The sequence below is a fragment of the Streptacidiphilus carbonis genome, assembly GCF_000787775.1.
Taxonomy (GTDB): Bacteria; Actinomycetota; Actinomycetes; order Streptomycetales; family Streptomycetaceae; genus Streptacidiphilus; species Streptacidiphilus carbonis.
In genome coordinates this window covers 26797-47795 of sequence record NZ_BBPM01000019.1, presented here as the reverse complement: position 1 = coordinate 47795, position 20999 = coordinate 26797, and the positions used below count along the sequence as shown (strand labels likewise).

General features: G+C 71.3%; 20 protein-coding genes. 5 read left to right on the top strand and 15 right to left on the bottom strand.

Going from position 1 to position 20999, the window contains the following annotated elements:
- Positions 1–8: 8 nt before the first annotated feature.
- From TR46_RS17105 to TR46_RS17095, 3 genes are all read right to left on the bottom strand, one after another.
- Positions 9–2321: a molybdopterin oxidoreductase family protein gene (locus TR46_RS17105; RefSeq protein WP_236655360.1), complete on the bottom strand. Its 2313-nt coding sequence runs from the start codon at positions 2319–2321 to the stop codon at positions 9–11.
- Positions 2322–2370: 49 nt separating this feature from the next.
- Complete coding sequence (locus tag TR46_RS17100) at positions 2371–3402, bottom strand: hypothetical protein (protein WP_042401427.1); 1032 nt, start codon at positions 3400–3402, stop codon at positions 2371–2373.
- Between the two features lie 183 nt (positions 3403–3585).
- On the bottom strand, positions 3586–4128 hold the full coding sequence (locus TR46_RS17095) for a hypothetical protein (RefSeq protein WP_042401424.1): 543 nt from the start codon (positions 4126–4128) through the stop codon (positions 3586–3588).
- 296 nt (positions 4129–4424) lie between these two features.
- Here TR46_RS17095 and TR46_RS17090 point away from each other — a divergent pair, with 296 nt between their 5' ends.
- Positions 4425–5738, top strand: a complete 1314-nt coding sequence (locus tag TR46_RS17090; RefSeq protein ID WP_052432877.1) for a sensor histidine kinase — start codon at positions 4425–4427, stop codon at positions 5736–5738.
- The gene (locus TR46_RS17085; RefSeq protein WP_042401421.1) at positions 5735–6427 is read left to right on the top strand and encodes a response regulator transcription factor; all 693 of its coding nucleotides are present in this window, start codon (positions 5735–5737) and stop codon (positions 6425–6427) included. The genes TR46_RS17090 and TR46_RS17085 overlap by 4 nt, the downstream gene beginning before the upstream one ends.
- 33 nt (positions 6428–6460) lie before the next feature.
- On the opposite strand, the gene TR46_RS17080 is transcribed toward TR46_RS17085, so the two are convergent.
- Positions 6461–7006 carry a DinB family protein gene (locus TR46_RS17080; RefSeq protein ID WP_042401419.1) on the bottom strand — a complete coding sequence of 182 codons (546 nt, stop codon included), beginning with the start codon at positions 7004–7006 and terminating at the stop codon, positions 6461–6463.
- 43 nt (positions 7007–7049) lie between these two features.
- On the opposite strand from TR46_RS17080, the gene TR46_RS17075 reads away from it, so the two are divergent.
- Positions 7050–7652 (top strand): suppressor of fused domain protein, encoded by a 603-nt coding sequence (locus TR46_RS17075; RefSeq protein ID WP_042401416.1) that lies wholly within the window; start codon positions 7050–7052, stop codon positions 7650–7652.
- An 81-nt stretch (positions 7653–7733) separates the two neighbouring features.
- On the opposite strand, the gene TR46_RS43120 is transcribed toward TR46_RS17075, so the two are convergent.
- The 9 genes from TR46_RS43120 to TR46_RS17030 all read right to left on the bottom strand — a co-directional run bounded on the left by TR46_RS43120 (position 7734) and on the right by TR46_RS17030 (position 14963).
- Complete coding sequence (locus tag TR46_RS43120) at positions 7734–7892, bottom strand: DUF6191 domain-containing protein (RefSeq protein ID WP_236655367.1); 159 nt, start codon at positions 7890–7892, stop codon at positions 7734–7736.
- Positions 7893–7968: 76 nt separating this feature from the next.
- Complete coding sequence (locus tag TR46_RS17065; RefSeq protein WP_042401409.1) at positions 7969–8613, bottom strand: response regulator; 645 nt, start codon at positions 8611–8613, stop codon at positions 7969–7971.
- Positions 8614–8623: 10 nt separating this feature from the next.
- Complete coding sequence (locus TR46_RS17060) at positions 8624–10033, bottom strand: sensor histidine kinase (RefSeq protein WP_042401405.1); 1410 nt, start codon at positions 10031–10033, stop codon at positions 8624–8626.
- 22 nt (positions 10034–10055) lie between these two features.
- Complete coding sequence (locus tag TR46_RS17055; protein ID WP_201776410.1) at positions 10056–10895, bottom strand: ABC transporter permease; 840 nt, start codon at positions 10893–10895, stop codon at positions 10056–10058.
- Positions 10892–11686, bottom strand: a complete 795-nt coding sequence (locus TR46_RS17050; protein ID WP_084718612.1) for an ABC transporter ATP-binding protein — start codon at positions 11684–11686, stop codon at positions 10892–10894. The genes TR46_RS17055 and TR46_RS17050 overlap by 4 nt, the downstream gene beginning before the upstream one ends.
- Before the next feature lie 179 nt (positions 11687–11865).
- Positions 11866–12483 carry a hypothetical protein gene (locus TR46_RS17045; protein ID WP_042401401.1) on the bottom strand — a complete coding sequence of 206 codons (618 nt, stop codon included), beginning with the start codon at positions 12481–12483 and terminating at the stop codon, positions 11866–11868.
- The gene (locus TR46_RS17040; protein ID WP_042401398.1) at positions 12480–12773 is read right to left on the bottom strand and encodes a hypothetical protein; all 294 of its coding nucleotides are present in this window, start codon (positions 12771–12773) and stop codon (positions 12480–12482) included. The genes TR46_RS17045 and TR46_RS17040 overlap by 4 nt, the downstream gene beginning before the upstream one ends.
- Before the next feature lie 42 nt (positions 12774–12815).
- Entirely contained in the window at positions 12816–14033 is a 1218-nt protein-coding gene (locus tag TR46_RS41155) for a hypothetical protein (RefSeq protein ID WP_152626535.1), read from the bottom strand.
- A 66-nt stretch (positions 14034–14099) separates the two neighbouring features.
- Positions 14100–14963: a class I SAM-dependent methyltransferase gene (locus TR46_RS17030; protein WP_042401391.1), complete on the bottom strand. Its 864-nt coding sequence runs from the start codon at positions 14961–14963 to the stop codon at positions 14100–14102.
- A gap of 74 nt (positions 14964–15037) precedes the next feature.
- Here TR46_RS17030 and TR46_RS17025 point away from each other — a divergent pair, with 74 nt between their 5' ends.
- Positions 15038–15643 carry a TetR/AcrR family transcriptional regulator gene (locus TR46_RS17025; RefSeq protein WP_042401388.1) on the top strand — a complete coding sequence of 202 codons (606 nt, stop codon included), beginning with the start codon at positions 15038–15040 and terminating at the stop codon, positions 15641–15643.
- A gap of 28 nt (positions 15644–15671) precedes the next feature.
- Here the strand turns inward: TR46_RS17025 and TR46_RS17020 are convergent, their stop codons facing one another.
- Positions 15672–16985, bottom strand: a complete 1314-nt coding sequence (locus TR46_RS17020; protein ID WP_052432876.1) for a lanthionine synthetase C family protein — start codon at positions 16983–16985, stop codon at positions 15672–15674.
- A 20-nt stretch (positions 16986–17005) separates the two neighbouring features.
- Positions 17006–20197 carry a lantibiotic dehydratase gene (locus TR46_RS17015; protein ID WP_052432875.1) on the bottom strand — a complete coding sequence of 1064 codons (3192 nt, stop codon included), beginning with the start codon at positions 20195–20197 and terminating at the stop codon, positions 17006–17008.
- A 303-nt stretch (positions 20198–20500) separates the two neighbouring features.
- Between TR46_RS17015 and TR46_RS42370 the strand changes: the two genes are divergently transcribed.
- Positions 20501–20650, top strand: a complete 150-nt coding sequence (locus TR46_RS42370; RefSeq protein WP_161790148.1) for a hypothetical protein — start codon at positions 20501–20503, stop codon at positions 20648–20650.
- Positions 20651–20999: the final 349 nt, after the last annotated feature.

Sequence of the window (20999 nt, the reverse complement as noted above, 5' to 3'; positions counted from 1 at the left end):
TGTTGCGCTCACCTCACTTCGCCGGTGCCGCGCCCCTGCGGGGAGCTGGGCGGCAGCGGGTCGTCGCGCGAGGCCTGGGCCTCCGGATAGGCCGAACGGCCCGGCGGCATCGGCGGGGCCGGCACCGGGTCCACGGCGGGGGCCGAATCGATCCGGCAGGCGCAGACCTTGTACTCCGGGATCTTGGAGCGCGGGTCCAGCGCGTCGATGGTCAGCGCGTTGGCGGAGGTCGGGAACGGCCAGTGGTACGGGATGAAGACGTGGTCCGGCCGGATCGCCTCGGTGACCAGCGCGGGCAGCACCTCGCTGCCGCGCCGGGTGGTGACCCGGACCGGGTCGCCGTTGCGGTAGCCGTGACTGGGGTGCAGCTCCACCCAGGGGCGCGGGGTCTGCTCCACCAGGGCGCCCAGCCGCCGGGTCTGATTGCCCGACAGGAAGTGCGCCACGGTCCGTCCGGTGGTCAGCCGCATCGGGTACTGCTCGTCGAAGCGGTCGGCCGGCGGGTGCCACTCCACCGTCTGCAGATGGACCTTCTGGTCGGGGTGGTACGTCAGCCCGCCCTCGAACAGCCGGGGCGTGCCCGGGTGGTCCAGGTCGGGGCAGGGCCAGGCGATGCCGCCGGTCTGCTCCAGCCGCTCGTAGGTGATCCCGTAGTAGTCGTTGACCGACCCGGCCGAGGCGGCGCGCAGCTCGTCGAAGACCTCGCGGGAGCCGGCGAAGTCGAACTTGTCCGCCGCCCCGAGCCGCCGGGCCAGCTCGCACATCACCCAGGTGTCGGTGCGAACCCCGGGCGGCGGCTCCTGGGCCTTGTTGTGCTTGACCACCCTGGCCTCGGCGTTGGCCATCACCCCCTCGTCCTCGGCCCAGGTGGTGACCGGGAAGACCACATGGGCGTTGGCCGCGGTCTCGGAGAGGAAGAAGTCGAACTGGGCGTGGAAGTCCAGGGTGTCGTAGCCGTCCTTGACCACGGCGTAGTTGGGCAGCGAGACGAAGGGGTTGTTGCAGATCCCGATCAGGCCGCGGATCTCCTGCCGCTGCATCTGCCAGACCATCTCCATCATCGACGTCCCGGCCTGCGGCAGCTCGGCCTCGTCGATGCCCCAGAACTCGCTGATCCAGCGGCGGTGCTCGGGGTTGGCGATGGACCGTCCGCCCGGCAGCAGGTCGGACTTCTGGCCGTGCTCGCGGCCGCCCTGGCCGTTGCCCTGGCCGGTGATGGTGCCGTAGCCGGCCCCCGGCCTGCCGAGGTTGCCGGTGGCGGTGCAGAGGTTGATGACGGTCAGGCAGTTCTCCACGCCCTGGGTGTGGTGCTCGATGCCTCGGGCGTGCCAGGCCATGGCCTTCTTGGCGGTCCCGAACATCCGGGCGACCTGCTCGATCTGCACGTCGGGGATGCCGCAGATCTCCGCGGCGAGCTTCGGCGGGTACTCGGCGACGGTGGCCCTGAGCTCGTCCCAGCCGGTGGTGTGCTCGGCCAGGAAGGCGTCGTCGGTCAGTCCTTCACGGATGACCACGTGCAGCACCGAGTTGAAGAAGGCGGCGTCGGTGCCGGAGCGCAGCGCCACATGGATGTCGGCGGTGCGGGCCACGGCGGTCTCCCGGGGGTCCACCACGATGAGCTTGGCGCCCCGGTCCCTGGCTCCCCACAGGTACTGGGTCATCACCGGGAAGCACTCGCCGACGTTGGAGCCCGCGATCAGCAGGCAGTCGGTCTGCAGGATGTCGGCGAACGGATTGGCGGCCCGGTCGATGCCGAAGGCCAGCTTGTTCGCCCCGGCGGCGCTGACCATGCAGAGCCGTCCGTTGTAGTCCACATGACGGGTCTTCAGCGCGACCCGAGCGAACTTGCCGACCAGGTAGGTCTTCTCGGAGAACAGGCTGGCCCCGCCGAGCAGCCCGAAGGCGTCCCTGCCGTACGCGGTCTGGATCCGGCGGACCTCGGCGGCGGTGAAGTCCAGCGCCTCCTCCCAGGAGGCCTCCCGGAACGGCTCGTCCCGGCTGCGGCGCAGCAGCGGTGCGGTGAGCCGGTCGGGGTGGTTGACCTGCTGGTAGGCGTTGAGGCCCTTGGGGCAGAGCCGGCTGCGGTTGATGTCGTGGTTGCGCGGCTCGACGCCGAAGACCTTGCCGCGCTCGTCCACCCGCAGGTACATCCCGCACTGCACGCCGCAGAAGCAGCAGTGGGTGGGCACCAGGGTCTGCTTGACCTGGTTGGCGTGCCACTGGTCGGCCGGGATGCCGCCGGCGTCGCGGAAGTTGCGGGTGCCCGGCGGGGCGACCGAGGGGTCCAGGCTGACCGGGACCGGCCCGACGGCGCGGCTCATCGGAAGCATCCCGTCTGACACGCCATCCGACACACCATCTGACACCCCATCATCTGAATCCCCGCTTCACATGCTGCAGGTAGGCGCTGCCGCGCAGGACGCGCTTGCAGCGCGGGCAGTACTCGGCCCACTCGTCGAAGCCGAGGTCGAGATCGCGCATGGTGCCGCGCAGGTTCTCCAGGTACGGGACGGTGTCGATCGGGGTGCCGCAGCGGCGGCAGGCGAACAGCTCCTCGCCCCGGGAGCGGGACTGGAACTTGAACAGCGCCATCCCCACCGCGGCGGGCCGCTGGACGATGTGGAAGAACTTGCCGAAGGGCAGGTAGACCAGGGTGAACACGACCGAGACCATGTGGGTCACGGCCAGGAACTCATAGCCGCCGCCGTGCAGGCAGATCTCGGAGAAGGTGAGCAGCAGCCCGGTGACCGAGATGGTGAGCAGCGCCAGCAGCGGCAGGAAGTCGTAGCCGAAGCGCTGCCCGGTGGTCGCGGCCCGGTCCCTGGTGCGCCGCCACAGGAAGTAGCCGACACCGCCGATGACCAGCACCGCGGCCAGGTCGAGACCGTGGTACATGGCCCAGCCGAAGAAGCTGCTGGAGGAGAAGCCCAGCACCTTGAAGCCCCAGACCCGCATCTCGTAGCCGGGACCGTCCGCGCTGGACGCGGTGAAGGTGAACCAGCCCCAGGTGAGCGGGAAGGTGATGGCCACCGCCAGCAGGCAGCCCCAGAACATCGCCTGGTGGGCGATCCAACGGGCGTGCGAGCGGGCGCCCAGGAAGCGCTGGAAGCCGAGGTAGGTGGCGGCCATCCGGGGCAGCGAGGTGGGCGCGCGGCGGAAGTTCTCCCGGGAGAAGGCGGTCCGCAGCCCCTGCCGGAACAGCCGCCAGGCGGCCGGCGCCGAGATCCACATCAGGTAGCGGTAGGTCACGCCGAAGGCCAGGAAGATCGTGGCCACGGTGTAGGGGATCAGTGCCGAGTCGAAGTCCCGCAGCCCCCGGCTGCCCAGCACGATCGCCAGCACCAGCAGCAGCGACACGGCGGCGGCGACCAGCACGGCCCGCGAGCGCACCCGGCGCCCCACCGCGTCGGCGTCCGCGCCGGGCTGCCGGTGCGCGCCGGGGAGTTCCGTATCGACTTCAACTGTCACATATCGACACTAATCCCCTGTCAGGAACATATCCCTGCACGCCACTTCGCATTGCGCCGGATGGGCGCAGAGGCGCAGGGACACAGGGGCGCAGGGACACAGGGGCGCCCCGCGGCGTCAGAGCCGGACCGGGCCCGGCGTGCGGGACGTCCGGGTTGCCGCGGGCAGGGCGGCGGCCCGCGCGCCGAGGCCGATGGTGCGGGTCAGCAGCATGGCCACGGCCATGAAGATCAGTCCGTCGGTGATGGCCGCGGCGGTGACCTGGTGGGCGATGCACCAGCTGGTCAGCTGGGCGGAGAACCAGTGCGAGGACCCCCAGGAGAAGGCCGCGCGGGCGCCGATGACGACGATCCACAGCATCGCGTAGGGCGTCCCGGCCCGGCTGACCGGCCGGCCCGTCTCCGGGCTGCGGTGGACGCCCATCAGCGCGATGGCGGCCAGGCCGGCGAGCAGCCCCGCGGCGACCCCGGCCAGCTCCAGGGCCAGGCCGGTGCCCCGGGTCACCGGCCGGTCGATGAACAGCGGGATCACGGCGGCCGAGATGAGCAGCGGACGCAGGATCCGGAAGGTGCCGATCTTGCGCTCGGCGCCCAGATCGGAGTGGAGCACGGCCACCAGGACGGCGGCGTTGATGATCATCGCCTGGGTGAGTTCGGACATGACGACGGACTCCTCTGAGAGGTCTGCGGGAGGTCTGCGGGAGATCCGCAGGAGGCCTGCGGGGTGATGTGCCCACTCTCTTCGCCGGTGCCCCGCACCGGATCGGACCCCGGGTTGAGCCGCGGGACGAGCTTGCCGCCGCCCCGGTACCAACCCGCGGACGGGGATCTCCACCCGCCGATCAACCCCTGCGGTGACGCGGTGGTACCAGCGGGCCGCCTAGCCTCGGGGACGTCGACAGCCGCACGGACCCACCGCACGGACCCAGCAGCGGCACAGCCCCAGGAGTGACGACCGTGACTGCTTCGCCGAGGTTCCTGGCACGGCGCGGCGAGGCCGCGAGCGTGCTGCGGTGGGCCAGCAGCCTGATCCGGGTCGTCGGTCTGCTCCTGGTGGGCCTGCTGCTGCTCACCGGCCACCGGTCGGTCAGCCCGGGCACGTGGGTGGTGCAGCTCTCCGTCTACGCCCTGCTCTGCCTGGGGACCGCGGCCTGGTGCCTGCTCGACCTGCACCCGGCCCTGAGGCCCCGCCGTCCACGGCTGCACACGCCGGTGCTGGCCGTGGTCGTCGTCGCCGGAGGACTGGGCTGCGCGCTTCCCGACGGCGACAGCCTGCTGTCCTTCGCGATGATCGGAACGATGATCGCGGCGACCGAGGCCGCGCTGCTCCCCGCCTGCGCCGTGGCCGTCGGCGGGATCCTGGCCGCCTCGATCGGCGCGGTCGCCTACGGCGACAACCTGGGCACCCTGCTGGGCTACCCGCTGCTGGTGGTGGTCGGACTGCTGGTGGGGCGCAACCGGCGCGGCTACCAGGTCCAGGCCGAGCAGTCGGCCGCACTGCTGGCCCAGTTCGAACAGTTGCAGGAGCAGCAGCGGCGCACCGAGGTACTGGACGAACGGGCCCGGATCGCCCGCGAGATCCATGACGTCCTGGCCCACTCGCTGGGCGCGCTGGGCATCCAGATCCAGGTCGCCAGAGCCGTACTGACGGACAGTCGGGACGTCGACAAGGCCCTGGAGACGCTGGCCGCCGCACAGCGGATGGCCTCCGAGGGACTGGTCGAGACCCGTCGGGCGGTCCACGCCATGCGCACCGACCAGCTCCCGCTCGACCAGGAGATCACCCGCGCGGCCGACACCCACACCCGCCGGCACGGCGCCGCCGTCGCCGTCTCGCTCGACCTGGACGGACCGCTCCGGCCACTGCCGCCCGACGCCACCCTGGCGCTCCTGCGCATCGTGCAGGAAGCCCTGGTCAACGCCGCAAAGCACGCCCCCGGGGCGCCGGTCGAACTGCACCTGCGGAGCACCGGGGCCCTCACCGCGGTGACCGTCACCAACCCGATCACCGACCCGGCCGCACTCCCGGTCACCGGCCCGACCCGCACCCCCGCCGGTACCGCTGCCGACCATGGCACCACCGGCGTCGGCGGCAGCGTCGGCGGCGGCTACGGCCTGATCGGGATGCGGGAACGGCTGCGCCTGCTCAACGGCACGCTCACGGCGGGCCCGCAGGGCGACATCTGGACCGTCACCGCCCGACTCCCGCACCCGGCCGTCCCGCACCCGGCCGGTGCGCCGACGGCCGGACCGGGGAGACTGAACCCATGACCGGCGCCACCACCCCCCTCCGCGTGATCGTCGCCGACGATCAGGCCAGCGTCCGCGAGGGCCTGGTGCTGCTCCTCGGCGCCCTGCCCGACATCGACGTCGTCGGCGCCGCCGCCGACGGGGCCCAGGCCCTGGATCTGGTTGCCGAGCACCGGCCCGACGCCATCCTGCTGGACCTGCGGATGCCGGTCCTGGACGGCATCGGGGCCACCCGGCGGCTGACCGCCGAACACCCCTCCGTCGCCGTGGTCGTGCTCACCACCTACGCCGACGACAGCTCGGTCCTGGACGCTCTGCGGGCCGGTGCGCGCAGCTACCTCACCAAGGACGCGGACCGCACCGACATCGCCCGCGCCCTGCACGCCGCGGCCGGCGGCCTCGCGGTGCTGGACCCGCGGGTGCAGGCCACCCTGCTGGCCGCCGCCTCCGCTCCGGCCGCCCCCGGTCCGTCCGTCCCGCCCCCCGCGGCCGCGCGGCCGGGCGCCGTCCCGCTGCCGGACGGGCTGACCCAGCGCGAGGCGGAGATCCTGGCCCTGATCGCCAGGGGCCTGAACAACCCCGAGATCGCGGCCGCGCTCGTGCTCAGCGGACACACCGTCAAGACGCACATCAACCGGATCTTCGCCAAGACCGGCTCGCGCGACCGCACCGCCGCCGTCGCCTACGCCCAGCGCCACCACCTGGGCTGACGGCCCCTCGGCTCGACCGGTCGCTCCGCGCGGTCACTCCCCCGTGGTCCCGTCCACCGCCTCGCGCAGCAGGTCCGCATGGCCGTTGTGGCGCGCGTACTCCTCGACCATGTGCAGCAGGATCCAGCGCAGGCTCGGCGCCCGGCCGTCGGCCCAGACCCGCCGGGCCGGCTGGTCCAGGCCGCCCTGGGCCAGCGCCTGCGCGAGCAGGGAACGCGACCGCGCCACCTCGTCCTGCCAGAGCGCGAGCAACTGCTCCGGGGTGTCCTCGGCGGCCGAGTGCCAGTCCCAGTCCGGGTCGGCCTTCCAGTCCACCGCGTCCCACGGCGGGGTCTGCTCGGCGCCGTGCAGCTGCCGGGAGAACCAGTGGTTCTCGACCAGGGCGAGATGCTTGACCATTCCGCCCAGGGTCATCGTCGAGGCCGCGATCGAGGTGCCCAGCCCGGCCGAGTCCAGCCCGGCGAACTTCCAGGCGAAGGTGGCCCGCTGGTACTCCAGGAACCCCACCAGCGTCGCGCCCTCGTCGGCCGCCAACGGGGGCTCCGGCCGTCCCTGCTCGTCGATCAGCATGTCGGTCATGGGCGCCGACCCTACCGTCCGAGCGCTGTGTAGAGTCCCGAACATGAACGCACCCGTCATCCTCCGTGACCTCTTCCACGCCCTGCAGCAGGAACTGGGAGAGGAGGACAACGGCATCGCGTTCGACAACGGCCCCGGCCCGCTCGCCCGCATCGACATCCTGGTCCACCGCACCACCGACCCCTCGGCCGCCACCGTCTTCACCACGGTCGGCATGTCCGTCGAGCCGATGCCGTCGGCCGAGGGACGCGCCGTCGGCGACCGCGCGGAGCTCCGACTGCGGCGACGCGGCCCGGTCAGCGCCGAGGACGAAGGACGCATCGCGATCCACCTGGCGAACCTGGCCGCCCACCCCTGGACCTTCGGCCGCCCGCTCGGCTGGGGCGAGATCGTCACCTTCGGCTCCGACCTTCCCACCTTCCCGGCCCACCACCACGCCTTCCTGGCCGGCCCCTGGACCATGGACCAGCCGGGCTTCCTGGAGACCACCACCGCCGCGGTCCGCGTCATCAACGTCGTCCCGATCACCGAACCCGAACGCGCCCAGGCCCTCACCACCGCCCCGGAAGCCTTCGTCAGCGACCTCCTGGACGCCAGGGACGTCCTCGCCCCGGCGACCCCGGACGGCACCGCCGCACCGAAGTAGCCGCCCCACGCCCGCAACGGCAGCACCCCTGCCGCGACGCGCTCCACCGTCTCCCGGAGCGCTCTCCGGGACTCCTCAGGACTACTCCGCCTCGTCCCCGTCCGGCGGTACCGGAAGCCGGACCACGACCTTGCCGCCGTCCAGGTCTATCGGCCCTCGGTAGGGGTCGCCCTCCCCCTCGTCGTCGCGGGTCCACTCAAGCCGGTTCCGCTCTTCCTCGCGGTAGCGGCTGCTCGGCATGAACACTTCGCTGATGATCCCGAATCCGCCCACCCCGAAAGAACGCCCCGCCCCCGCACAGACGTTCCCCGGCAGGTCAGGCGTCGAGGTGGCGCAGAACTGCGAGTACGCGGCGGTTGTCGCCCTCCGAGGGCGGCAGGTCGAGCTTGGTGAAGATGCTGGCGATGTGCTTCTCGACCGTTCCGAGGGTGAGCACGAGGGCTGCGGCGATGCCGGTGTTGGAGCGGCCCTCGGCCATCAGGGCGAGCACCTCGCGTTCCCGAGGGGTCAGCGGGTCGAGCCCGCCGGTGCGGTGGCTGGCGGCGAGCAGTTGGCTGACGACCTCGCGGTCCAGCGCCGTCCCGCCGGCGGCCACGCGGGTGACGGCGTCGGTGAACTCCGCGACGTCGGCCACGCGCTCCTTGAGCAGGTAGCCCACGCCCGCGGGACTGCCGTGCAGCAGGCTGGCCGCGTACCGGGTCTCGATGTACTGGGACAGGACGAGGACGGATGTGTCCGGGTGGGTGCGTCGCAGTTCGAGGGCGGCGCGCAGGCCCTCGTCGGTGAAGGTGGGCGGCATCCGGATGTCCGCGATCACGACGTCGGGCCGGTGCTCGACCGCCGCGGAGAGCATCGCGCCGCCGTCGGCCACCGCGGCGCACACGGTATGGCCGTCGTCCTCCAGCAGCCGCACCAGCCCGGCCCGGAACAGGGCCGCGTCCTCGGCGATCACGATGCGCATCAGCGGACTCCTAGGCGCGAAGGGGGAGTACCACGGTGGCCCGGGTCGGACCGCCGGGCGGGCTGGTGATGTCCAGTCTGCCGTCCACCACCGCGACCCGGTCCTTCAGCCCGGACAGGCCGCTGCCGCGGGCCGGGTCCGCCCCGCCGCGCCCGTCGTCCGCGATCCGCAGCACCAGGACCTCCGCCCGTTGGGTCACCTCGATCGCGATCAGCCCGGCCCCACTGTGCTTGGTGGCGTTGGCCAGCAGTTCCGCGGTGCAGAAGTAGGCGATCGTCTCGATCGCCGGAGTCGGCCTGACCGTGATGTCCGCGGTCAACTCGGTGGGGACCGCGTTGCCCGCGACGAGTGTGGCGAGCGCGTCGGCGAGGCCGGTGTCGAGCACCGCCGGATGGATGCCGCGGGCCAGTTCCCGCAGCTCGCTCAGCGCGTCCTTGGCGCCCTGGAGTGCGGCGTCCACCAGCTCCCTGGCCTCGTCCGGGTGCGGGACCGCGCCGCTCTCGCCGAGCTTCCGCTTGGCCATGCCGAGGTTCAGCGCCAGGGTGGCCAGCCGGATCTGGGCGCCGTCGTGCAGGTCGCGCTCCAGGCGGCGGAGCCGTGCGGCGGCGTCGTCGACCGCCAGGGCGCGGGTGTGTTCGAGGTCGGTCAGCCGCTGGGCGAGCGGCCGCGGACCGAGCAGGTTGCGGATGAGCCACCGGTCGCCGGCCACCACGGCCCTGGTCACCCACGGGGCGGCGAGCAGCATGCCCACGCCCGCGCCGAGGGCGGCGAAGGTGCCGGGGAAGGTGGTGATCTGGAAGTGCCCGGCGCCGGACCAGTCGAACGGCGTCACCACGGGCACCGGGCTGAGCCGCGTGCCGTCGGGGTGGTTGCGGAAGGAGTTCCACCAGAACGGGTAGGTCAGGTTCACCAGTCCCGCGCCCCAGAACACCAGGGCGGCATAGGCCTCCAGCAGCGCGGTCGGCAGCTTGAGGAAGAGGTACGCCACCGCGCGCCACGACGGGCCGTCGCCCAGCGCGGCGCGCAGTCCGCCCCCGCCCCGGCGTCCCCGTCCTGACCGCCCCGGGGGCGGCGGCGGAGCCGCGACCTGCTCGCCGAGCAGGAAGCCGACCGCCCACCGGCAGCTCGCGCCGAGCCGCCGCGCGCCGCCCGACACCACCAGCAGCAAGGTCAGCAGCACCACGACGGACACCGCCACCAGCACGGTCCACGGACTCGGGTTGTCGTCGACGGTCCACGGCTGCCGACCCGTCAGCGTCAGCAGCAGGACCACGGCGAAGAAGACCGTGAACGCGTTGAGCACCACGAACGGAAGCCCGAGCAGGCAGAACGCCAGCTCCCGCCGGGCCCGCCGCCCGAACGGGGCCCGCGGGACGGCGTTGACCGGCCCGCTCCTGCTCCCCGGCCCCTTGCTGCCCATGCCGCTGATCCTATTTCCCCGCTCAGGCGTCGCGCCGGGCGAGCAGCCACCCGCCGATGACCAGGACCACCGCGGCGTACAGGCCGAGCATGCCGAGACCCGACCAGGCCGAGAGCATCTGCGGGCACGATCCGGAGCCCGCGCTGCAGGTCGGCGGCCTGGTGGTGCTGAGCGAGTTCGCGACGATCAGAATCGGCATGTACGGCGCCGCCGCGTGTGCGAGCGCGCCGACTACCTGCCCCAGCACGTACACACCCCCGACCACCATGGCGATCGCCGCCGCGGTGTGGCGCACGATGGCGCCCAGGCCGACGCCGATCAGACCGATCAGGGCGAAGCTCATCCCGGAGAACACCACGGCGCGCAGTACGCCCGGCCGGCCCAGCGTGGGCGCCGCGATGCCGTGCCCGAGGGCCGCCCCGCCGGCGAAGAAGGAGGCGAACGAGGCGAGCTCCCCGAAGGCCAGCGCCAGCGCGCCGAACACCGCGGCCTTGGCCGCCAGCGCCAGCGGTCGGCGCGGGATCGCGGCCAGCGTGGAGCGGATCATGCCGGAGCTGTACTCGGCCGTCGTCACCAGCACCCCGAGCACCCCGGTGAGCAGCAGCCCGGGGACCATCCCGACCAGCGCGTTGTTCGTCAGGTCGCCGGAGCCGTCACGGGTGCCGGCCCCGACGCCCACGCCGATGGCCACCGCGCCGACCGCGGTGATCCCCAGGGTCCACCAGGTCGAACGCAGGGTACGGAGTTTGACCCACTCCATCCGGGCGGCATGCCGGAACCGGTAGTGCCCGCCGCTGACGGCGCGGCTCCGGCCGCGTGTGCCGCTCGCGTTGTCCGTGCCGCTCACAGTGATCCCGGTCATGACGACCTCCTCGCCATCGGGTACTGGGAGTATCCGGAGTCTCCGCCCGCCCGGCCGCCGGGGCTGCGCTCTCCGCCGTCCGCGCGGAACTCGGCGCTGGCGGAGGTCAGTTGCAGGAACGCGTCCTCCAGCGACGCCGCCCCGGCGGACAACTCGTCCACCGTGGTGTCGGCGAGCAGCCGGCCCCCGCCGATCACGATCACCCGCGTCGCGGTCAGGGCCATCTCGCTGATCAGGTGGCTGGAGACGAACACCGTCCGGCCCTCCGCGGCCAGCGACTTCATCAGGTCCCTGATCCACCGGATGCCCTCGGGGTCGAGCCCGTTGATCGGCTCGTCGAGCAGCAGCACCCCCGGATCGCCCAGCAGCGCCGCCGCGATGCCCAGGCGCTGGGCCATGCCGAGGGAGAACTTCCCGGCCCGGCGCCCCGCCGCCCCCGCCAGGCCGGTGAGCTCCAGCACCTCGCCGACCCGGGACGCCGGGATGGCGTTGCCGGCCGCCAGGGCGCTCAGATGCGCCCGCGCGCTTCGGCCCGGATGGAACGAGCGCGCCTCCAGCAGCGAACCGACCTCGCGCAACGGCCAGGCCAGATCGCGGTAGCGCCGACCGCCGATCCTGACCGTGCCCCGGTCCGGCGCGTCGAGTCCCAGCGCCATCCGCATCGTCGTGGACTTCCCCGAGCCGTTCGGCCCGAGGAACCCGGTCACCACGCCGGGCCGGACCTCGAAGCTCAGATCGCTCACCGCCTGCACTCCGCCGTACTTCTTGCTCAGGCCACGGGCTTCGATCACCGTGGGACCTCCGATCGGACGGGGGAATCGCAACTCCCCGGGCCACGGGCACGCGGCTGCGTGCCTCCGAAGATCACACTAGGAATCCCGGACACCGTCCGTAATGCGGGAACCACCCAACTCCACCCCGCGGTTACCCCCGGGGTCCCGGGCCCCCGACCCTGGTCCCGGACGCGGCCTCACTTGCCGGGGAGGAAGGTCCCGAAGGTGTTCATCAGGCTCTTGCGGGGGGCGTCGTCAAGGACGCGGTCGTAGTAGTAGACCGCCGAGAGGGCGAGCAGGGTACTGACGCGGTCGTCGTGGAGGTGGAGCGAATAGCGGGGGTGCCCGGTACCGGTCAGCCGGGCGAACTCGAAGCCCTCGGACCCGGGGCCCTGGAACCGGACCCGGTAGCTGAAGAGCATGTCCATGGTTCGCTTCATCGGCACCAGGTTGAGCGGGCCGCTGTAGCGGGCCCGGGTAGCGCCGGTCGGACGGCCGACCAGGGTGGGCAGGCCGTGCTGCTCGAAGGTCCACTGCTCGCCGCCGACCACCCGGCTGTCGCTGTGGTCCACCGTGCCGATCCGGGTCCGCTGCTCATCCGCAGTCGCCGCCCAGCGCGGCGTCACCCACCCCTCCAGCACGTCCAGGCCAGGACCGGTGAGGACGGACAGCGCGTGCACGGAGGTGAAGACATGGTCCTTGTGCAGGCGCGCGACCGGCTTCGGCTGCCCTTCGACGTCGACGGACACCTCGAAGGTGGTGCTGTGCAGGGTGTGCCTGCTGGTGAGCGTGCACTCGCGCAGTTGCTCGATCATCGTCGCCCCCTCCCGACCGAGCGGGCCCGGCTCTTCACTGTCTGCTCCAGTTGGCCGATGAGGTGCCGGACCTGGTCGACGTCGGCACCGGCCTTGAGCTCGGCATAGATGCGCGCGGCGATGGCCCGCTGCTCCGGGCTCTCGGTGGCCGCCTGCCAGGAGTCCGCGACGGTGCCCTGCGGCGGCGCGTCTGCGGGAGGGGCCGCCGGCGGCGCGGACGGGCTGCGCTGCCCGCCCCGTTCACCGAGGGGCCGGCCGCCTAGGCCGCTGCCGTGGAAGGCTGATGACATGGGGCGGTTCTCCGATCGTGGGAAGCGGGGAGCGCGGGGAGCTCAGGCCGAGGGGAGCATCCCGACCCTGACCGCACCGAGGGTGGGATCCCAGGCGCCCTTCTCGAAGTCGAAGCCGCGGTTCTCGACGTCGTTGACCAGGCTGCCGATGGTCGGCATCGGCGAGTTGATCATCTTGGCGACGGCCTGCACACCGTTCTCGATGCCCTTGATCGCCTTCTGGATGGAGGTGAAGATGGTCTCGACAGCGTTGATGATCGTGATGGCCAGGGCTATGTCCTTGTATATCTTGTACATCTTGTAGGCCGTGAACACGCCGGCGACGACATCGGCGACCGGGTCCTCGGGACCGCCCCCGATTGCCTCGATCGCGGCATCGCCCTCCACCATCTCGCCGCCGTCCTCGGCCAGCTTGGGCAGTACGTTGTTCAGCAGCGAGTCCATCTCCCGCAGCGCGGCCTGGACCAGCAGTACGACCGCGTCGTACCCGTCCTTGTAGATCTTCGCCACGACCTTGGCCGCGTCGCCCAGCCCGCCGATCCCCATGCTCCAGCTGAACAGGTAGGAGTCGAAAGCTGTGGCCGCGGATCCGGTCCACTCCTGGGCGAGTCCCCAGGAGCCCTTCCTGATCGTTCCGGCGACCGTGTAGAGGCCGTCGCCGAGCTGGCCGTAGGCGTCGTGCAGATACAGCAACTGCCCGTACTTCCCGGCCAGCGGTTCGAGCAGCAGCCCGACCAGGCTCTGGCCGGTGAAGTACTTGAAGACCTTCTCCGCCGTCGCCAGCGGTCCCGCGCCGAAGCCCTGACGGATGATCATCAGCTGGTGCTCGATGTTCTTGGCCGTGTCCTCGGCACCGCTGGCGGGCTCGGTCAGGGTCACGTCCTGGTCGGTGAAGTTGCCGACGAGCGAGGTGCCGGGAATGGCGCCGACGTCGGGGAAGCCGGTGATCGGCGCCGGGTAGAGCTTGGCCAGCTGGGCGGCCACGTCCTGGTCCGTGCTGAAGTACTCGGCGCTGGTCTGGTTCACCTTGGAGGAGACCAGGGCCATCCCGCGCACGCACTGGCTGATCTTCTCGGAGAAGAAGCCGGAGAACTCCGGAACCACCGGCCGCAGCAGCATCAGCAGCCCGTCCAGTCCGGTGGTCTCCGAACACTGGTTGCCGCACCACTGGTTGAGCGTGGAGAGATGCCCGCCCTGAGTGGTCATCAGCCCCGAGTAGGTGTGGAAGTCGCTCTGCGGAGGTGTCTTGAACCCTGCCATGCCCATGCCCCCGAACTGTTGACCTGACCCGGACGACGGTAGCAAACCGCCGTCGGCCGGGGTCGATCAGATGGCGTCGGTTCGTACGGCGGTCGTGGCCAGGGTGGTGTACGTCATCGTGAAGGCTCCGCCCAGGGAGTCGATGGCGGCGCCGACCGCGTCCAGGACCTCGGTCACCTGCTCGGGGCGGAGCTGGGTGAGGCCGCCGGTGGTGGGGAGCAGCTCCAGCCACGCGTCGCGGGTGTAGGACTTCTCCCAGTCGAAGCGCCACTGCTCGGGTTCGTCGAAGCACCGGGTTCCAGCCCCAGCCCCAACCCCTGCCTCGATCCCGGCCTCGCGGATCCGGTCGGCGACATTCGCGTACATCGCCTGGTACAGGTCGAGCGGACTCCGGGTCTGCGGGCGGTTGAACGGAGAGTCGGGCACCACCCGGCGGTAGACGGCGGCGAAGGCTTCGGCCACCTCGGGCGCCGGCTCGTACACGTGCCCGAAGATCGCCAGCCGACCTCCCGGGCGCAACACCTCCGCCGCTTTCACGGCACCGGCGACCGGATCCACCCAGTGCCACGACTGGGCGGCGACGACCGCGTCGTACCTCCGGCCGCCCGACTCCCAGGCTTCGAAGGACGAGACCTCGACCTGCAGTCCCCGGGCCCGCGCGAACTCCGCCATCCGCACATCGGGCTCGACGCCCAGCACGGTGCAGCCGGCGGCCTGGAACTGACGGGCTGCGATACCGGTGCCGCAGCCGACGTCGAGCACGTCGGTCCCGGGGCTTCCGGCAACGATCCGCGCCACCAGTGCCTCGGGATAGCCCGGCCGGGACTGGTCGTAGCGTTGCGCGTCCACACCGAAGGACTCGGCCATCCGCCTGGCCCGGTGCGACTCCGTCGGGGGCGGGTCCGGTTGCTCTCGCGGTAGAGTGGGCATGCGCCCACCTTAGTGGGCGTTCGCCCACTGGGCAACGATTGCCGACAGGTTCACGTGAGCGAGAGGATCCGCGAGTGCCGACTGGGGTGCACCTCCGCGACGCGCGGCAGCAACTCTTCGACGCCGCCGAACGCGTACTGCTGCGGGACGGCCCGAACGGCCTGACCAGCCGGGCCGTCACCGACGAGGCGGGCTGCGCAAAAGGTGTCCTGCACCGGCACTTCGCCGACTTCGACGCCTTCCTCACCGACCTGGTGCTCGACCGGGCCGACCAACTCGAAACGCATGCGGCTGCGCTGCGCGAGTCCGCCGGCACCGGCACCGTGGCCGACAACCTCACCGCCGCGCTTACCGCGCTCTTCGGCCCGGTCCCGGTGGCGATCATCCCGCTCATCACCTTCCGCGACGAGCTCCGCGCACGCCTGCGGCAGGCCAGGCCCGGAGGCGGCATCGCGATCCTCACCCAGGCCACCGCCGCGGTCGCCGCCTACCTCACCGACGAGCGCGAACTGGGCCGCATCGCCGCCGACGCCGACATCGACTCCCTCACCCTCTCGCTGGTCGGCGGCGGCCACCTCCTCTTCGCCGACCGCGACTCCAGCCCCACCACAGCCGTCCACAACCTGGTAACAACAGTCACCGCCGACGTCGTCCAACGCCGCCCGACCCGGGCGACGTAGGAATCCAGGCGCATGCCCCGGCATTCAGTCAGCCGAGAAGCAATGCCGCGTCCCATTCCGTGCCCGGCGCATCCGGGTCCGTGTAGTGCGTCAGTGCGAGGGCGACTCCGACAGCACCTTGCAGCAGGCCCGGTTCGTCGGCCACGCTGCCATCCGGGCGCTGGAAGGGGAAGAGGAACGCCGACTCCAGGCGCGCACCCGCCAGCACACGCTCCGCGAGCAGGTCGGCGAGTCCGGCAGGTACCGTCCCGGGCACGTCGCGTTCGAAACGCGACAGCACCTGTAGGTGGCCCGCCCAGCCATGACACAGGCCGCAGTCGCCCTCCGTCAGCTCCTGGATACGCGCGGCTTCCGCAGTGATCGCCGCGCTTGCCGCGCCAACCCATTCCCGCTCGTTGAACGCCCGGCCGGCCAGCTGCACCGCGCGCGCGGTGCCGAGACTGCCGTAACACCATGCCGGCCCCCACCGTTTCGGCACACCACGCGGTCCACCGGTACTGGGCCCAGCGGGTGCTCCAGCGACGAAGGCCGGCCAGTAGGCTCCCGCTTCATCGAACCCGCGGTTGTCGAGCAACCAGTCGACGACGCGCTGCACTGCGCGGTCCTGCCCCGGTACTCGTATTCCTGCCTCCCAGGCCAGCGCGAGCAGTGCCAGGGGCCCGGCGATTCCGTGCGCCAGCCCGAGATTCGCATGCTCCCTCGGACCGCGCTCACCGAGGAACGGCGGGTGACCTGCCCACCAGCCCGGCCGTCGCGCTGACCGCCCGTCAACATGCGCTGTGGGCTCGGTCAGCGCCACCAGACAAGCCAGCACTTCCTTGAGCTCGCCCTGACCCGGCCCGCCTGCCAGCAACAGGTAGCGACCCAGGCCGGTGAGCCCGCTGACCGTGTCGTACGTGTGGAAGGCAACCGGCTCCCCGCGCGCCATCCGGTCGGTCTCCGAGGCCACCAGCCGCCTGCACTGCCTGTGGAGCGCGTCGTCCAGCTTCTTGAGGATCGTCGTGTAGGCACCGGCACGGTGCGCGGCCATCCGCAGTGCGAAAGCCAGCGCGCCGATCCCGCCGTGCAGCCCGCCGACCTCGACGCCGGCGCCGAGGCCGGCGACATGTTCGGCAGCTTTCGTGAGATGCCGGTGAGCAACTTCGCGGTACGACGGATCCCGTCGTCCCAGTTCGGCGAAGAGCAGCGCGGCCGCGGGATACCCGGACCCGAAGGACAGGGGGATGAACGCCGGAACGCGCACCCCCTGCGCGTGCTGTACCCACGCACCGCCCTGCAGTACGCCGTGACGCAGCGCCTCCGGGTCGGCCAGTCGGCGTGCGATCTCGTTCACGGCATCCACTGCCGCAGCGTGAGGAGTGGTCATCCGAGGGCACCGGCACCGGCACCGGCAGCGGCGGCGGCGGTGCGCCCGAGGAAGGCGCGCGCGGCTCCATGGAGCAGGGCGTACGAGCGTTCCTCCGCCTCCCGGTCCACGCCCAGCAGCCGGTTCGCATGCATGTGCAGCACGCTGCCCGCGCAATCCAGAACCAGCGCCTCTCCGCCTTGAGCGCGCAGCACCTCGCCATAGCGGATCGCGGCCTTCTGCCGCCGGAACCAGGTGTCCGCCACTCCTTGTGCGCCTGGCAGTGCCAGCAACGCCGCCCCGGGGTCCGCCGGATCCACCAGGCGCAGCGCGAGTCCCCGCTCCTGCCGGAATACGTCGTGATGCTTCATCGGATAGGCGTCGCGCACCCAGCGCGGCCAATCCGCCACACCCAGTCCGTCCAGCAGCGCGCTGTGGTTCGCGGCCGCCATCATGTGGGCGGGCACCGCCGCAGCGACCGGCTTGGGGAGCCGCAACTGCGCGAGTACCGCCTCACTATCGGCGTGGAAGAGCTCCTCCGCCGCGGTCAGCGCCTCCGCGCCGCCGTAGCGGTGTACTTCGGGCTCGTACGCCGCGAGGAGGAGCTCGCTGATCGACCCGGCGTCGATGCACGTCTGCGCCCACTGGTGCAGCAATGGCACCAGGCGCGTGGCCAACGCCTCCGGGTCGCCGTGAAACCGCAGCCGCAGGTGCGGTCGGGGATCGCGGTACCGGATGAAGAACCACCGGTCCACGTCCTCGGGCAGCGCTCGGACCAACTGCGCCACCTGCCGTGCCAGTAAGGCGTCCTGCAGCTCAGGGCTTGCATACGCCTTCGCGTACAGCCATTCACCGCCTACCTGATACCTCGGATGCACCATGCGTGCGCGTGCGGTCGATGCCGCCGACCGGACGGGTATCCGTGGACGCCGCGGCTGCTCGCGTGCCACCAGGGGCACGACGATCTCGTTGGCGTGCCCGGACAACCAGCCGGTGGGCGACAGTCGGCCGCCGGGCGACTCCAGCACGAGCATGTCCGGATGCCGGCGCAGTTCGTGACGGAGCAGCTGCTGGTGCAGCGGCACTCGCAGGTCGAGATCAACCCGATGGTCGCCCAGCATCACCTGGATCCGGTCCGGCACACGCCATCGCTCGCGCCATGCCACCAGGTCCCGTCCCCAGTCAGTGCCGGCGTCCGACGCAGCCGCAGCGATCACAGTGTCGGGCCGCCAGCGCGCGGGAGCGAGGATCGTGCGGCCGTAGCGCACCCGAGGGAGTCGCGGCAACACCTCCAAGGAACCCCACGACCACACGGCCCAATGCCGGAAGCCGCTGTTGGCCACCTCGCTCAGAAAGCGCGCCGCGTTCGGGGCCGCCCGGTCGACCGCGAGAACGTGTGGCATGAGCGGAACCACTTCGCGGCCGAGCTGCATGGACACAACAGAGAGTCGCTCGCGATCCGCCACCACCGCGAGGTCGGCGAGGTCGATGACGGTCGCTCCGGGCGGACCCGCGTACATCCCGACCGTGATCGCGTGCGGAAGCACGGCGGGCACTTGGGCCACGTTCGCCGCTCGGTCGAGCCGCGCCTGGAAGAACAGCTGAGCGAGGAGGGGGTCACGTGTGTCGTCGCCATCGGGCCGGTACGCCGCATCATTGACCGCACGCAAGGAGTCCTCGGCTCCGATCAGCCGCGCGAAGCGTCCGAGCATGGCACCGGGCCGGAACGAGCCGCCGCCTGGCGCAACGGCCAGTTGGAAGTCTCCCGCGTCCAGCGCCGCCGCACTCGGTGCGAACAGCTGCACACACAACTCGGACCCGGCCACGGGCGGCGCCTCGGCCGACTGCGCCAAGCGGTCGAGCAGCGCGTTGTCGAGCACCACTTCGGCATCGCCGGCATCGTGGCTCAGCGAGGCCAGCGCCAACTCGGCGAGCAAGCGTTCGCGTGCGCCTTCGCCGTCCTGCTTCTGGGTCGCGGTGTCGAGCCGACGCCCCCCGCTGGGAAGTTGGTATCCGGCCGGCGGCCCAAGACCGCGATGCTCGTCGAGGACGTCGACGAGGGGGACGTACCTCCCGATGCCGTACTTCTCGATAAAAGCGTCGAGATACTCGCGCAGGTGCGCCGGGCCGTTGCGCGGCGGGGCCATGCGCCACAGAGCCGTCGCGGCGCGTTCCACCTCTCCGGCGACCGCGGCGTTCAGCTGGATCTGCGCGTCAAGCGCGACATCGACCTGGATCGGCGGGCGCTCACTGGGCGCGAGGTCGCGCATCGTGCCGAGTGCCGACCGCCAGGCGCGGATACCCTCGCCCGGCAGCTGGGAAGCATAGTCCGCGAGTAACCGGGCGACCTCGTCGAGCCGACTGCGGCCGTCACCGGCCGGAAGCCTGTCGCGCACATGCTGCAGCGGGTCGTCGCTCCACTGGGCCGGACGCAGTTCGGTCAGCAAGATCTCCCGGCGGATCAAGTCGCGCAGCATGCCTGAGATCGCTGTGTCCGGCGCCTGGGGGAAATCGCTGCGCAGAGCCCGGAGGAGTGCGCCAAAGCCGATCGGCTCGGCGGTGCGTGCGAGCGCGGCGCAGACCAAGGGAGTTGCCCGGACATTGAGCTCACGCATCAGCGTCGCTGTGCCGGACGCCGGCGCAGTACGCTGCGCGGCCGCAGCAGTCGCGTCGCCGCGCACATACGGCAGCACGAGACGGTCGCCGCGCATGAAGCACAAATCATTGTGCACCACCTGCAGTTGTGGGAGCACGACGTCGTCCTGCTCCCACGTGCTGACCAGAGTCGCGATCCAATCGGTGTCGACCCTGACGGCCTTGCGATGGTCGCTGCCAAGACGTACCACGGTGCGATCGCCGAAGCCGGCTTGTGCCACCCCGGCGAACAGGCCGAACGGCGTCGGGCGACCGGACATGCGCAGCAGGTAGCGGGTCAGGGCGAACACCGCGCGTTCGAGCTTGGCCTCGGCGACTTCATCGCCGCGCTCGACTCGGTACACGGTGTTCATGAGTGAGGAACTTGAGACCTCCACTGCCTCGCGCAGCAGAGGATCGCGCGCCAGTCGGCACAGGTACTCCGCGAGCCGCTGCGGGTAGCCGCTCACTCCGGGTGAGAGGTCGACCCGGGTGGCCTGCGCAGCCGCGGAGGGCAGCAGCGGTGTGCGTACGAGCGCGACTTGTGCGGCCTGGAAGATAAGACCCACAGTCATGTCCTCTCTCCTCGTACCATGGGCGGTCCCGTGCGCCCTGGCCGCTGATTCAACAGCGCCCTGTGCGCTGTTGGCAATGCGCTGTGAAATTTTCACGCCAGGGGGCGGACTGCTGACGAACGGAATTGCGCTGGTCTTGGCCGCAAGGCGGTGGAAGTCGCCTGGTCGCGCGATAGCGGCGGAATAGGAGGCACCGCTTCATGAAATGACCGCAATTCAGGGCCGTGCTACAACAGGGCAGCGGCCGCACGGGGCGGTCCTACATGGAGGGGGTATGTCATGAACGCGGTCCTCGGAGAGCCGATGGCACTTGACGCAGCGGACCTGTTCGACCTGGATGTCGAGTTCGTCGCGATGTCCGGAGACACGGACTTGAGCGCGCTGAGCACGCCCACCAGCGACGGCAGCGCGTGCTACAACTCGATGTGCTGCAACTCGAACTGGGGCTGTTGACGGGTCCGAGCCAAGCGACCGTCGACGCCACGGCGGCTGCACTTCGTGTGCAGCCGCCGCTTTCCATCTGACGGTCGCAGTTCCGCATTCGGCCGGGAAAACCCTCCACGGGACACGACCCATGCAGTCCAGCGCTCTATCCGGTCAACTCAAGCCAAGTGGCGTTGACCTTGATACCAAGGGCCAGTCGTCGGCGAAGTCTCCATTGCGGAAATTCCGTCTGCGATTCGCCATCCGGTGCCCGCTTTCCGCCCATCGCTCGGGTCGGCGGCTGGGGCACCCTCCCCGAGCCGCTGCCACTGCAGCCGGCATCGTTCGAGCTGGTCGGCGGGGCCGTCCACAGGCAGGC